Genomic DNA, 13,735 nt, shown 5'->3' with positions numbered 1-13,735 from the left:
CCCTTTGCCATCGATTTGCTTGAGACAGAGTGCAGTTCGCCAATTTCCTTACTTTTGAGAAACGTTGATGTATCGAATCGTGCGTTATGGAGTGGCCCTGACAGTCGCTCTGTTTTCGCTGACCGCGCAAGCGGACCTGCAAGAACAGCTTGATGCTCTGGAGCCTGGTGCGAGCTTTGAGCTTCCCCCTGAACAGATTTCGTCTCTGGCAATCCGGGTGCCCGGGGTGTCTGTGTCTTGTCATGAAGAAACAGTGATTGACCCGGGCGGGCAGGGCAATGCGGTGGATATCGTCGCCGAGGAGGTGACGTTTTCCGGCTGTGCCGTTCGTAACTGGGGCAGCAATCTGAACGAGCTGGATGCGGGGATTTTTGTGGCCCGGGAGGCGCGTGGTGCCGTGGTGGAGAACAACCGGTTAGAGGGGCCGGGTTTTGGGGTGTGGCTGGATGCAACGTCGGATGTGACGGTTCGCAATAATACGATTCGAGGTGATGACTCGCTGCGTCCGAATGACCGGGGTAACGGGATTCATCTGTTCAACACGACCGGGGCCCTGATTGAGGGCAATGACATTCGTCAGACCCGGGATGCGATCTATATCGAGACGGCCAATAACAATACGATCCGCGGCAATGAGATGGCGGATCTGCGTTATGGCATTCATTACATGTACTCGATGAACAATCTGCTTGAGAACAACGTTACCCGGAACACGCGAACGGGTTATGCGCTGATGCAGAGCAAGCGTCTGACGGTGATCAACAACCGGTCGGTGAATGATGAGAACTACGGGATTCTGATGAATTTCATTACCCAGTCAGAGCTGCGGGGGAACGTGGTGAAGGGCGTGTCACAGGGCCAGACCGCAGGGGTGACCATTGAAGGCGCCGAAGGCAAGGCGGTGTTTATCTACAACTCGCTGTACAACACGTTCGAAGGCAATGTACTTGCCGACAGTAACATCGGGATTCACCTGACCGCCGGTTCGGAAGACAACGAGGTGTTTGGCAACGCGTTCGTAAACAACCAGCGCCAGGTGAAGTATGTGGCCACGCGGACCCAGGAGTGGTCCAGGGATGGCAGGGGTAATTACTGGAGCGATTATCTGGGCTGGGATCGCAATCAGGATGGGGTTGGCGACGTGCCCTATGAGCCCAACGACAATATTGATCGGCTACTGTGGAAGTATCCGGAAGCAAAGATTCTGATGTTCAGCCCGGCAGTGGATACCCTGCGCTGGGTGCAGGATACGTTTCCGGTAGTGAAAGACGCAGGAGTTGCCGATTCTCATCCCCTGATGCGAATTCCCGCCGATCTGAAAACGGAGATCCGATGAGCTGTTTTCGTCTTGAAAATGTGAGTTACCGGTACGACAAGAGCCCGGTGCTGCAAGGTATTGATCTGAGCCTGGAGCCGGGTGAGATTCTGGGTCTGTTCGGCCACAACGGTGCCGGGAAGACCACATCGATCAAGCTTATCCTCGGCCTGATGCAGCCGACCCAGGGCACGGTATCGGTGCTTGGCGGCCATGCCGGAGATCCTCAGGTTACCCAGCACATTGGTTACCTGCCGGAGAATGTGATGTTCTACCCGCAGCTGACCGGGCGGGAGATCCTGAGCCATTTCGCACGGCTCAAAGGCGCTTCGTTACAACAGGTGCCCGAGCTGTTGGAGCAGGTGGGTTTGAGCGATGCCATGGATGCCCGCACCAAAACTTATTCCAAAGGCATGCGGCAGCGCCTAGGGCTTGCCCAGGCGCTCTTGGGCAAGCCGAAGCTTCTCATGCTTGATGAGCCGACCGTGGGGTTGGATCCGGTGGCCACGGCCGATCTTTACCGGCTGCTCCGGGATTTGCGGGATGGGGGCGCGGGGATTGTTCTGTGTTCCCACGTTCTGCCGGGTGTCGAGCCCTACATTGACCGGGCGGCGATTCTGACTGAGGGCGCACTGAAAGCGGCCGGTGATCTGACCGCGCTCCGCAGGCAGGCGAACATGCCGGTAACACTGTCGCTGGATCCTGCCAACAGCATTTGTGCACTTGAGAAGGTCGTCGATCGCTCGGCAAGTCGCAACGGGCTGATGGTGAAAGCCGGCAATGGCCGTTTGAGGGTGGATGTACAACCGCGGGAGAAGATGGCTCTGCTGCAAACGCTGTTCGAATCGGGTGAACTGGCTGATGTGGGTATTCACCAACCCAGCCTGGAAGATATCTACGTGCACTTTATCGGTGCCGGTGGCCTGGCCCATCGGGGAGGCTGCCAATGACCAGCATCTGGACCATTGCCCGGAAGGAACTGAGCGACAGCCTGCGCAACCGCTGGCTGATGGCGATCTCTCTGGTTTTCGCCACCCTGGCCCTCGGCATCGCCTGGTTCGGCGCCGCGGCCTCCGGCCAGGTTGGCTACGCCTCGACGCCAGCCACCATCGCCAGTCTCGCGAGCCTGGGAATTTTCCTGATTCCTTTGATCGCACTGCTCCTGGCATACGATGCCATCGTCGGCGAAGAGGAGGGTGGCACGCTCCTGCTGCTGCTGACGTACCCGCTGAGTCGAAGCCAACTGCTGCTGGGCAAGTTCCTGGGCCACGGCCTGACCCTTGCTCTTGCCACTGTGATCGGTTTCGGTGTCGCTGGCGTTGCTATTGCCGTGCTGGTGGAAGACGTTGCCATTGCCAGTCTCGCGGCAGCCATGCTGCGGTTTATTGGCTCCACCGTGCTGCTGGGATGGGGGTTTATTGCCCTTGCCTACGTGATCAGTGTTCGGGTCAGCGAAAAGCCTATCGCCGCCGGTCTGGCCCTGGCGATCTGGTTTTTCTTCGTACTGATCTTCGATCTGATGCTGTTGGGAACCCTTGTGGCCAGCGAGGGCCAGTTCAGCGCGGAACTGCTGCCCTGGCTGTTGATGCTCAATCCCACCGACATTTACCGCCTGCTTAATATTGTTGCCTTCGGCGACAGCGCACAGCTCAGTGGCGTTCTCAGCCTGGGAGCCGACCTTCCCATTGGGGCCACGGGACTGTGGATAGGTCTGGTGTTCTGGTTTGTCATCCCGCTGGCAGGCGCCCTGTTACTTTTCCGAAACCGCCGTATCTGAACGGAGTTGTCCCGATGAACACAAGCAAACTCAACTGGCTCCTCGCCGTCTTTGCAGTTATTACGCTGACCGCTTGCTCAGGCAGCGAGGAGCAATCCACCGGCACGCCTGGTCCGGTCCATTTCGAAAGCGGCGACGAATGCCACGTCTGCGGCATGGTTATCGAGGGTTTTCCCGGCCCCAAAGGCCAGGCCTTCACTGAAAAAGACCAGCAGGTTCGAAAATTCTGCTCCACTCGAGACATGTTCGCGTGGTTCTTGCAGCCAGAGAATGCAAACCGTGATCACACCCTTTATGTGCACGATATGGCCCAGACCGAATGGCAAAGCCCCACCGACACTGCCCTGATTGATGCCCGTGACGCTTTCTATGTGGTCGGTTCCAGTCGTACAGGCGCAATGGGGCCAACGCTTGCTTCATTTGCAGCAAAGGCCGAGGCCGAGACATTCGCAGGAGAACATGGCGGTAAGGTGTTGGCTTTTCAGGAAATCACCATGGACCACCTGAATAGCGGCATGGCAATGCACAGTATGGATGGAATGGACCACCAGAAATGAAAAAGGGGGCAGATGAAAGTCTTCATCTGCCCCCTTCGTTGTACTGGCCGCTTAGCCGCCGGTCATGTTCATGAAGCGGAGAATCTGCACATCGCCATTCGCTGAAAAGTGATGCCGCTCCGGCTTCAGATCCATGGCGTTGATGATGGTCTCGCGCAGTTTGTCATCGGTCACCGGGTTTCCACGCAGCACGCGGCGCAAATCCACCGAGTGCTCGTTACCGAGGCAAAGAAGCAGCCGCCCCTCAACGGTGACTCTGACCCGGTTGCAGGTCGAGCAGAAGTTGTGGGAGTGGGGAGAAATGAAACCCACCCGCGTTTCGCTATCTTCCATACGGTAGTAGCGGGCTGGACCGCCGGAATCCTCGGTTGCCGGAACCAGCTCGTGGTGCTTGCGGATAATGTCCCGAACCTCTTCGCTGGTGCACAGCGCCAGGCCGCGATCGTGCTCGGAAATCTCGCCCAGGGGCATCTCTTCAATAAAGGTGATGTCCACCTGCTTTTTCCGGGCGAACTCGACCAGCTCGGGGACCTCTTCATCATTGCGGCCTTTCATGACCACGGTATTGATCTTGATGCCCCGGAAGCCGGCCTCCCGGGCAGCATCAATACCGTCCAGAACCTGCGAGAGTTTGCCAGTGCGGGTGATGTTGCGGAATTTTTCGGGGTCCAGAGAATCCAGACTGATGTTCAGGCGGTGCATCCCCGCCTTGCGCAGAGGCTCTGCCATGGTGGCGAGCTGACTGCCATTGGTAGTCATGGCGAAGTCGCGCAAGCCGTAGGTACCGATTTCCTTGACCAGCTCCAGAATGTCCTTTCGTACCATCGGTTCGCCGCCGGTCAGACGGATTTTTTCGGTACCGAGATCCACAAAGCTACGGGCAACGCGAGCGATTTCTTCGAGGGTGAGAACCTGCTGACGGGGCAGGAAGGTCATATCCTCGGCCATACAGTACACGCAGCGGAAGTCGCAACGGTCAGTGACGGACAGACGCACGTAATTGACAGTGCGACCAAAACGGTCTGTCAGCTTGTTCTGGGACATCGGGAGGGTCCTGTTGCCGGTTGTTTTTTAACCTGAGTATAGCCCAAGTATTGCAGATTGGATCACCAATTCCGATACCCCTCGGGAGGTAAGCCCATTACCCTTGGGCAGTCAGGCCGTCTATCCGGGCAAACAGCACCGAGTTTTCCAGAGCAATGTGCTCCTTCAGGTCTTCACGAAAAACAGCAATCTGTTCATAGAGCCTGCGCCAGGTGTTGCAGGCATCCTCGGGGAGGCTCAGATTATTGGTGAGCGTATCCAGGCGGATGAGGGCCGAATCGTGGCTTTCATGCTCTGCGCGCATGACGGAGATTGGACCCAACGCCATGCCGGATATGCCGCGGGAGATCATCGGGAACAGAATCTGCTCTTCCTTCGCCATATGGGTCTCCAGTTCCTCGGCCATCTGCGCAAGGTGAGCCGAGAGGCCTGCAGGGCAGTCGGTATGGCCGCCGTGGACCCTTTCCACCCGCTCGGAAAGCCGAACCAGTTCCGGTAGCTGGTCCCGGTGAGTGTCGTGATAACGGGTAAGGATATGTTCGATCAACTCTTCGTTGGATGCCTTGGTTACAGGTTCAGTCATTGTCATGACAGTACTCCTTGGTTGAGGTTCAGAAAGAGGGGCCATCCCTGGCCCGCACTCTCTATCAGGCGCTCAGCTCGCTGGCTGTTCCGCTCTCATCAGTTTCGAGGGCAACCGGCTCCAGGTCCGGGAAGAAGACCCCTTTCACCACTTGCCAGGTGACGGCGAGGGCTCCGACGATGAAGACCACGTCCCCAATGGTTCTGACCCAGCGCAGGGTCTGCAGGATATCGCTCTGCATGAAGGCCTCACTGCGTGCGTACCACAGGCCCTCGCTGGCGCTGGCAATGAACTGGATGAAGCCGACCGGCAACAGACTGGTAAACAGCATCATTACCAGGCCAATGTTCAGCCACCAGAAGCCGACTTTCATTAGACGCTCGTCAAAGACAATGCGCGGGCGAATGTAGCGCAGGATCATCAGCGCGAAGCCCAGGGCCAGGAATCCGTAAACACCGAACAGGGCAGCATGGGCGTGGGTCGGCGTGGTGTTCAGGCCCTGGATGTAGTAGAGAGCGATCGGTGGGTTGATCATGAACCCGAGTACGCCGGCACCCAGCATGTTCCAGAAGGCAACCGCCACAAAGAACGTCAGCGGCCAGCGGATGTTTTCCATCCATGGTGCACGGGACTTCAGGCGCCAGTTCTCCCAGGCTTCGTAACCGAGTACCACCAGCGGAACCACTTCCAGCGCACTGAAGGTGGCGCCTACCGCCATCACAGGCGTGGTGGTGCCGGCGAAGTAAAGGTGGTGGAAGGTACCGGGCACGCCGCCCAGCATGAACAGGCTGGCGGATGCCAGGCTGGCCGATGTTGCCACGGTGCGGGACACCAGACCCATGCTGCAGAAGATGAAAGCCAGGGCAGCGGTAGCGAACACCTCAAAGAAGCCTTCGACCCAAAGGTGAACGATCCACCAGCGCCAGTATTCCATGATCGAGATGTGAGTGCGCTCACCGTAGAAGAAACCAGCGCCGTAGAACAGGCCAATGGCAACGACCGAGGCAGTCAGCAGGGCCAGCAGGTTCTTGTCGCCAGGCTGGCGCAGGGCGGGAACGATGCCGCGGAGCATCAGCAACAGCCAGAACACGATGCCAAGGAACTTTCCGATCTGCCAGAGGCGGCCAAGATCGACATACTCGTAACCCTGGTGGCCCAGCATGAAGCTGAGGTTGGCCGGCATGATCTGGTTGATAGCAAGGAAGTTGCCAATAAAGGAGCCGACAACCACCGCGACCAGAGCCCAGAACAGGATATCTACACCGAGCTTCTGGAACTTCGGGTCCTTTCCGCCGTTGATGATGGGGGCTAGGAACAGGCCGGCGGCGAGAAAACCGGTCGCAATCCAGAACATGGCGGACTGAATATGCCAGGTACGCATCAGGGAATAGGGGAGCCACTCGGAAGTATTGATTCCGTAGAAGCTTTGTCCTTCAACCGTATAGTGCGCAGTAAAGCCGCCCACCATGACCTGGAACGTGAACAGACCTACAACCAGCAGAAGATATTTGCCCAATGCTTTCTGGGACGGCGTGAGCCCGACTGCAGCCAGCGGATCCTTGAGCGGCGCTTCGGGTTCTTCATCCTCTTTGCGCAGGAAGGCCCAGGCCCAGATCAGGCCGCCAACGCCTGCAATTAAAAGCACCACGCTGATGAGCGACCAGACTATATTCTCTCCGCTCGGCCTGTTGTCGATCAGGGGCTCGTGCGGCCAGTTATTGGTGTAGGTAACGTTGCTGTCCGGCCGCTCGGTGGCGGCGGCCCAGGCCGTCCAGAAGAAAAACTCGGTCAGCCTTTCCCGCCGTTCCGGGTCCGGCAGGGTGTTTTCCTTCATGGCATAGTTTTCCCGCGTGGACTGCAGCAGAGGGTCAGCACCGAACAGGTTGTGATAGTAGTCGGCGGTCTGCTTTATCGCTTTTGCGCGCCGCTCCGAGACTTCTGCGGTGCCACGACTACTGTCGTAGGTGTTGGCGCGATACTCGGTTTTCAGTTCGTATTGCAAGGCGTTCTGTTGTTGCGCGCTGAGGCTGTGCCAGCCCTCTCCGTATTCTTCCCGGGCGCCTATTTCCAACCAGTTTTCCAGCTCCCTGTGCAACCAGTCGGCGGTCCAGTCCGGCGCCTGGTAGGCGCCGTGACCCCATATCGAGCCTAGTTGCATGCCGCCAACGGACTGCCAGGCCGTCTGCCCGTCAAGAATGCTTTTCTCCGTCATCAGGGTGTCGCCGTTTGCTGACACAACCCTGTCTGGAATTGGCGGTGCTGCGCGATAAACCTCGGCTCCGAAATAGCCCAGCAATGTGAATGTTGCTGCCAAGATCCCGATCAGCAAAAACCATAGGCGGCGGTATTTAGCCATGGTGCGCTCCCCCTGTTTTGCTCCGTTTGACGTGTTCTGATTTCATGGTCATTTCTCCTAAAACATTTATACAAAATATGTCTTTAATGACTAAATATTGATTTGATGTATTTCAGGTGTCAACTTTTTCTAGGGGTATCCCCGAATGCGTAGTTGATTTAGAGGTATTCGTGCAGAACAGCGCAATCTTTATGGTTGATTTCTCACGAGAGTGTGGCTATCTTAAAAAAGTATTGGAAATATATGTTAAGGGTTTGATTATGGGTGGCTTCGAAAAATGGCTGTTCGCGGCGAACAGCGCTCTGGGACTATCGGTGCTGGGTTTACTGATCACAATTGCGTGTGCCTACCCTCTGGCAGGTGCACTTGCGATGCCCGTTCAGATTGCGGCGCACATCGGGACGCTGATTTTCGCGGTCGGCATCAAGGTGGCCTATGTGGCACGACTCGTATTTCTTAGCCGGTTGGGCAGACCTGTTCATTGAATCCCGGTAGAATAGATGCAGTTATGAACCTTGGTGAGAACCCCGCGATGGGCGATCGTATCGGGAAAACCGGATTTCGCATTCTTGCGTATATATCAATCGGTCTGGCATTTGCCGGGGTGGTTTTGCCGCTTATGCCCACGACGATCTTTGTCCTGTTGGCCGCCTTTTTTGCCAGCAAGGGATCGCCAGCCTTTGCCCAGTGGCTTGAAGATCACCCGAGGTTTGGGCCGGCCATTGATCAGTGGCGCACACGCAGGGCGGTGCCGGCAAGGGCAAAGGTGTTGGCGTGCAGCATGATGGCGCTCAGTTGGGGCATGCTGTTTGTGTTGGGCGCTTCCGGTTTGGTGCTGGGGATTTCTGGCGTGTTTTTATGCGGCACCGCATGTTACCTGGTGACCCGCCCTTCTTACTGAACGATTGTCATAACGACTGGAGCTTTGAATGCACATCACCCGTTACACGGATTATTCACTTCGAGTACTGATTTATCTGGCAGTACAGGGTGATCGTCTGGCGACCATACAGGAAATCGCCGACAGTTATGATATCTCCAAAAACCACCTTATGAAGGTGGTGCACCAGTTGAACAAAAAAGGCTATATAGAGACTATCCGTGGCAAAAAAGGTGGCATGCGTCTGCATCGTTCGCCCTCGGATATCAGCATCGGCATCCTGGTGCGGGAAACCGAGCAGGATCTGAGCATCGTGGAGTGCTTCTCCTCCAAGAATGCGTGCAAGATAACGCCGGTGTGCGGTCTCAAATCAATGTTTGGGGAAGCGTTGAAAGCGTTTCTGGAGGTGCTCGACAAGTACACGCTTGCCGACGTCATTCAGGAACAGCACAGACCCCAGCTTTTGAGATTGCTTCAGATAGCCTGAACCGGCCAGGTCCCCCTTCGCTTGCCTGGCCGGCTCGACCCGGTCAGGCAGCTCTGGCAAGCCCAGCCATCTTTCCGGGCAGGGAATGCCTCAATATTCTCTTGATGACTGTTCCATACTGACTGGCAAAACTACCTGTGTTGTAGTGTATGCCGTGCTTTTGACACACTTCCTGCACCTTCGCGGAAATTTCCGGATATCGGTGGGCAGGCAGGTCAGGAAACACGTGGTGCTCTACCTGGTAACTGAGGTGCCCACTCAGGATGTGCAACCAACGACCACCGGTGAAGTTTGAAGACCCGGTGAGTTGGCGCAGATACCAGTGGCCTTTGCTCTCGCCCTCACACTCCTCTTCGGTAAAGGTTTCCGCATCCTGTGTGAAATGGCCGCAGAAAATCACGGTGGATGACCAGAGGTTACGGATCAGGTTGGCGCCAACATTTCCCGCCAGAACAACAGGCGCCACCGGCAAGGTGAGCAGCGGAAAGAACACGTAATCCTTGAAGGCCTGGCGGCCACCCTTGCGGGCGAATTGCTTCAGGAACGGCAGTTTTTCCCGCCAGCTTATTTCCCGGCTTCGCAGCTTCTCGGTTTCGAGTTCGTGCAGGCCCACGCCCCATTGGAAGAACACGCTAAGCAGAATGTAATTGATGAACTGCAGCGTGTGCCAGGGTTTCCAGGGCTCGTCATCGGTCAGTCGTAAGACGGCGTAGCCGTAGTCACGGTCCTTGCCGATGATGTTGGTGTAGGTGTGATGTTCATAGTTATGGGTGCGGCGCCAGGAGTCACCTGTGCAGACCGTATCCCACTCGTAGGTCTGGGAATGCAGGCTCGGGTCGTTCATCCAGTCATACTGGCCGTGCATGACATTGTGGCCGATCTCCATATTTTCCAGGATCTTGGCAATGCCCAGGGTTGCCGTGGCAGCAACGAACACCGGCGGAAGGAAGCCGAATGGCATCATGATCCGGCCACCGGCTTCGAGACTCCGGTGCAGCCGGATCATTCTCCGGATGTAACGTGCGTCCCGTTCTCCGAGGTCCGCCAGAACCTCCTCCCGGATCGCGTTCAGATCTGTTTCAAGTTCTGCGAGTTGCGCTTCGGTCATCTTTTTCATGGTCATACTCCCTGCGGTGCACTCTTACCCCGCAATAAAATCGGATGTGGGTTATTAAAGGTCGAGTGAGACCGGGCCGCGGGGAACGGAGATACAAAGTTGGACAGTCTCCTCGCCGGGGCCGGAAGTTTGGCCGGTCAGACGGTTGATGACGGTACCCGTGGTTTTCCGGCAACTGCACTGGTGGCAGATGCCCATGCGGCATCCGTGGCGCGGGGTCAGTCCGGCGGCTTCGGCGATTTCCAGCAGGGTGGCATCGCCCTCGGAACCGACCATCATCTGGCTGCTCTCAAACTGAACCTCACCACCGAGCGTTTCGTTTCCAAGGTTGGCACTTGGCACGGAAAAGAACGTGCTGTGGATATCCGCGTCAGCAAAGCCTCTCTCGGAGAGGAGGTCCTGGGCCAGATCCATCAGGCCTTTGGGGCCGCAGAGATAGACCTGCCGAGCCTTGATGCCCGGCACTGCATCCAGATCCTGGCCACGCAGGTAGCGGGGTTCCCTGGACTCGTTGGTGGCGATGATATTAAGCGTGAGGGCGCTATAGCGTGCCTTCAGGGCCAACAGTTTCTCCCGGGCGATAACGTCATCGCGGGTTCTGACGAAATACAGCAGTGTCACCGGTGCCCGGTAACTCAGGGCCGCCATGGTCTCAAGCTGGCTCAACACTGGCGTGATGCCGCTGCCACCGGCAATGAACAGCACCGGCCGGACCGGTTCTGGTATCAGAAAATCACCAAAGGCCTCGCCCAGACCGATTACCGCACCAGTTTGCAGGTGATCGTGAAGCCAGTTGGTCACCAGGCCGCCGGGAAGGCGTTTGATGGTCAGCGTGACCAGTCCCTGTTCCTGCCAGAGCAGGGGTGAGCTCGAGAGGCTGAACGTGCGGTTTCGGCGTATTCCATCCACTTCAACACAGATGTTCACATGCTGGCCCGCGCGGAAGCCCGACCAGCGCCTGGCCGGTTTCAGAACCAGTGTCTTGGTGTCCCCGGTTTCAGGAAGGATCTGCTCCACTCTGGCCGGTGTGTACTCTTGTACCCACATGGGGTTGATGCGTTCCAGCAGTGGGTCAAAAAACGCTTCCGGGTCATCCCGGTTGAATAGCTGCCTGCCGAGCCAGTGAAGGGCTTTTTGCTGGGTCTGTTTCGCTAACATGGTCATTGCCTCCCTGAGGCTTTCTGTTGTCCGTGTGTACAAGTGTTCACTAATGTGTACGAATGTACACACGACTGCGTCAGCAGACAACGGCTGAGCTCGTAATGGCTCAAAATGACAAGCATTCTGTACTTTTATTTTTTGGGATGTGTACACTTGTGAACCATTGGCTAACGGCAGGCGGTATGGGTACAGGATGGCGGAAAAACAGCGAAGAAAGCCCGGTGAAACCCGCGAGAAACTGATGACCGCGGCGTTAACCCTGGTAGGCAAGGGCCGGCATTTCGCCAGTCTTGGTATCCGGGAGGTGACACGTCAGGCAGGCGTGGTGCCCACCTCGTTTTACCGGCATTTCCGCAATATGGACGATCTGGGGTTGCAGCTTGTGGATGAGCTGGGCCTGGTGCTACGCAGGATGATGCGAGAAGCCCGGGCGAATGTGTTGCAGGCGGACAAACTGATTGAAGAGTCGGTGGCCATCTTTATCAGCCACGCGCAGGCCAACCGGAGTTTCTTTCTGTTCATGGCCCAGGGGCTGGCCGGTGAGAGCAGGGCGGTGCAGGAAGGTATCCGGAGCGAGATGCGTTTCTTTGCCAGTGAGCTTGCCAATGATCTGCGCAGGTTGAGGCTGGTGGACCATCTGACCGATCAGGATCTGGACATGACCTGTGATCTGGTGGTGCGCAGTGTCGCCTTCAGCCTGACTGATCTGCTCGGCGTATCCGCCGACGACGACTATCAGATCGAGCAGATCAGGAAGCGGACCACCCGCTTCCTGCAACTGATTTTCGTGGGCGCCGCCCACTGGCAAAGCGCGGGCTGATTGTCCGTTGTATCAGTCCGCTTTACTCTTTTTCGTCGGCTGTTTGCGCGGCGCACTGGGCTTGGCCGCAGCTTTCGGTTTGGCCTTTGGCGGAAGAATCAGGCTTTCCAGTTCGTCCAGTGCTTCACCCGTGTAAACCGCAAGTCTCTGCATGCTTGGCAGGGTATCCCTGCAGCCCGTATAGCCGAAGTTCAGTGAGCCGTCATAGCTCAGGCAGGTGATGTTCAAAGCGCCACCGTGAGTAATCAGCGAGACAGGGTACATGGCTTCCAGTTTCGCGCCCTCGTAGTAGAGCGTTCTCTGGGGGCCCGGCACATTGGAAATCGTGACGTTAAATACCGGCCGCATGCGACCGCCAAGGCCGGACATCAGCTGCAGTATATAAGGCGACATCAGGAGCATGGTGTACTGGGTGAGCGCGCTTTTGGGCAGCTTCTGCAAATGCTCTTTGGCCCTTCTCGTTGATGCCTTGATGTTTTGCAGGCGGGTCAGCGGATCGGCTTCGTCGGTCGCAAGCGAAGAGATCATGAAACTGATCTGGGTGCCTGTCCCTTCGTCATCGGACGGCCGGATGTTAACCGGTATGCCGGCTGTGAGGGGAGCGTCCGGCAGTTCATTCTGTTCCAGCAGAAAACGCCTGAGGGCAGTTCCGCACAGGTACAGAACGATATCGTTGAGGGAAGCGCCGGAAACGTGGGCAAGCTCCTTGATCCTGTCGAGCTGATAATGCTGGGTGGCAAACCGGCGCTGGCCGGTAACCCGGTGATTGATCTTGGACACGGGCCCGGTAAACGGTGCCGTGAGACCATCCTCGGGGTGACGGACCGAATGCACCAGCCTGTTGCCCGCTTGCAACAGACGTGGCGCCATATCCGCTTGCAGTTTCAGTGCCTCCATGGCCTGTGAGACCGCGCCGGGCACGCTGGCCTCGGAATCGGATTTGCTGCCGCGACGGCGCTCCGGCCGAACCGACCAGGGTGGCGGCATGTCCCGTTTGTCGGGATCGGTTGTCAGTACCCGTTGCATCAGGCGTACACCACTGATGCCATCAATCATGGAATGATGCATCTTGGTGTAGAGCGCAAAACGGTTATTCTCGAGGCCCTCGATAACGTGGCATTCCCAGAGTGGGCGGGCAAAGTCCAGGGGGTTGGAGTGCAGGCGCGATACCAATATGCCCAGTTCCCGTTCACCGCCGGGGCGCGGCAGTGCCGAGTGACGCACGTGGTAATCCAGATCGATTTTCTTGTCGACTTTCCAGCCCGGCGCCAGTACCCGACCCAACAGTCCGGACCAGGCAAGCTTTAAACCCCAGGGGGGCGCGACATCGCCGGTTTCCTTCATGCGGGTCACCATGTCCCGGAGGAAGGTTTCAGGGGCGCCCTCCGGTAGCGAAAAGATCTGCAGGTTGCCCACATGCATGGGGGTGTCTTCAGATTCTACGGCCAGCCAAGAGGCATCCAGCGTTCCCAGGCGTTTCATTCCTTGTGCGTCTCCACCAGTATTCAGGTATTTTAGTTATCTCATGCAAGTATACTTGCAACTGCTTCGTGACACGATGTTTCAGGTCATAAAGTTCCCCGGTTCTGCAGTGCCTTATCACCTCAAACCTTTGCCGTTTTAGTCTCCCGAAAGAGG

The 13,735-nt window shown here is 57.1% G+C and carries 14 protein-coding genes; 8 read left to right on the top strand and 6 right to left on the bottom strand.

Features of this window, described 5'->3' with window-relative positions; genetic code table 11:
* The first annotated feature begins 67 nt into the window (after window positions 1-67).
* Genes EDB94_RS06545 through EDB94_RS06530 form a run of 4 tightly spaced genes read left to right on the top strand, consistent with a single transcriptional unit; the run spans window position 68 to window position 3,649 of the window.
* Window positions 68-1,336, top strand: coding sequence for a nitrous oxide reductase family maturation protein NosD (locus EDB94_RS06545; protein WP_108017829.1), 1,269 nt, complete (start codon window positions 68-70; stop codon window positions 1,334-1,336).
* Window positions 1,333-2,265: an ABC transporter ATP-binding protein gene (locus EDB94_RS06540; RefSeq protein ID WP_108017828.1), complete on the top strand. Its 933-nt coding sequence runs from the start codon at window positions 1,333-1,335 to the stop codon at window positions 2,263-2,265. The genes EDB94_RS06545 and EDB94_RS06540 overlap by 4 nt, the downstream gene beginning before the upstream one ends.
* Window positions 2,262-3,092 carry an ABC transporter permease gene (locus tag EDB94_RS06535; protein ID WP_062781192.1) on the top strand — a complete coding sequence of 277 codons (831 nt, stop codon included), beginning with the start codon at window positions 2,262-2,264 and terminating at the stop codon, window positions 3,090-3,092. The genes EDB94_RS06540 and EDB94_RS06535 overlap by 4 nt, the downstream gene beginning before the upstream one ends.
* Window positions 3,093-3,106: 14 nt before the next feature.
* A complete protein-coding gene (locus tag EDB94_RS06530) occupies window positions 3,107-3,649 on the top strand; it encodes a nitrous oxide reductase accessory protein NosL (protein ID WP_108017827.1) in 543 nt (180 codons plus the stop codon).
* Window positions 3,650-3,700: 51 nt separating this feature from the next.
* Here the strand turns inward: EDB94_RS06530 and moaA are convergent, their stop codons facing one another.
* The 3 genes from moaA to EDB94_RS06515 form a co-directional block, all read right to left on the bottom strand.
* A complete protein-coding gene (gene moaA / locus EDB94_RS06525) occupies window positions 3,701-4,693 on the bottom strand; it encodes a GTP 3',8-cyclase MoaA (RefSeq protein WP_014578199.1) in 993 nt (330 codons plus the stop codon).
* 97 nt (window positions 4,694-4,790) lie between these two features.
* Window positions 4,791-5,282 carry a hemerythrin domain-containing protein gene (locus tag EDB94_RS06520; RefSeq protein WP_260312522.1) on the bottom strand — a complete coding sequence of 164 codons (492 nt, stop codon included), beginning with the start codon at window positions 5,280-5,282 and terminating at the stop codon, window positions 4,791-4,793.
* Window positions 5,283-5,340: 58 nt separating this feature from the next.
* The gene (locus tag EDB94_RS06515; protein ID WP_108017825.1) at window positions 5,341-7,632 is read right to left on the bottom strand and encodes a nitric-oxide reductase large subunit; all 2,292 of its coding nucleotides are present in this window, start codon (window positions 7,630-7,632) and stop codon (window positions 5,341-5,343) included.
* 170 nt (window positions 7,633-7,802) lie between these two features.
* Between EDB94_RS06515 and EDB94_RS06510 the strand changes: the two genes are divergently transcribed.
* From EDB94_RS06510 to EDB94_RS06500, 3 genes are read left to right on the top strand one after another with little or no spacing between them, the layout of a single operon-like run.
* Window positions 7,803-8,117 carry a hypothetical protein gene (locus EDB94_RS06510; RefSeq protein WP_260312521.1) on the top strand — a complete coding sequence of 105 codons (315 nt, stop codon included), beginning with the start codon at window positions 7,803-7,805 and terminating at the stop codon, window positions 8,115-8,117.
* Window positions 8,118-8,140: 23 nt separating this feature from the next.
* A complete protein-coding gene (locus EDB94_RS06505) occupies window positions 8,141-8,533 on the top strand; it encodes a YbaN family protein (RefSeq protein ID WP_108017823.1) in 393 nt (130 codons plus the stop codon).
* Window positions 8,534-8,561: 28 nt separating this feature from the next.
* On the top strand, window positions 8,562-8,999 hold the full coding sequence (locus tag EDB94_RS06500) for an Rrf2 family transcriptional regulator (RefSeq protein ID WP_014578197.1): 438 nt from the start codon (window positions 8,562-8,564) through the stop codon (window positions 8,997-8,999).
* A gap of 43 nt (window positions 9,000-9,042) precedes the next feature.
* Here the strand turns inward: EDB94_RS06500 and EDB94_RS06495 are convergent, their stop codons facing one another.
* Window positions 9,043-10,116 (bottom strand): acyl-CoA desaturase, encoded by a 1,074-nt coding sequence (locus EDB94_RS06495; protein ID WP_108017822.1) that lies wholly within the window; start codon window positions 10,114-10,116, stop codon window positions 9,043-9,045.
* 54 nt (window positions 10,117-10,170) lie between these two features.
* Window positions 10,171-11,274 (bottom strand): ferredoxin reductase, encoded by a 1,104-nt coding sequence (locus tag EDB94_RS06490; protein WP_260312520.1) that lies wholly within the window; start codon window positions 11,272-11,274, stop codon window positions 10,171-10,173.
* A gap of 196 nt (window positions 11,275-11,470) precedes the next feature.
* Between EDB94_RS06490 and EDB94_RS06485 the strand changes: the two genes are divergently transcribed.
* A complete protein-coding gene (locus EDB94_RS06485; RefSeq protein WP_014578194.1) occupies window positions 11,471-12,097 on the top strand; it encodes a TetR family transcriptional regulator in 627 nt (208 codons plus the stop codon).
* Window positions 12,098-12,109: 12 nt separating this feature from the next.
* On the opposite strand, the gene EDB94_RS06480 is transcribed toward EDB94_RS06485, so the two are convergent.
* On the bottom strand, window positions 12,110-13,579 hold the full coding sequence (locus EDB94_RS06480) for a wax ester/triacylglycerol synthase family O-acyltransferase (protein WP_014578193.1): 1,470 nt from the start codon (window positions 13,577-13,579) through the stop codon (window positions 12,110-12,112).
* Between the last annotated feature and the right edge of the window lie 156 nt (window positions 13,580-13,735).

This window comes from Marinobacter sp. 3-2, assembly GCF_003751355.1.
In the GTDB taxonomy this organism is placed as follows: Bacteria; Pseudomonadota; Gammaproteobacteria; order Pseudomonadales; family Oleiphilaceae; genus Marinobacter; species Marinobacter adhaerens.
Note: the sequence above shows the minus strand (reverse complement) of the source record. Positions and strands in the feature narration are given on the sequence as shown.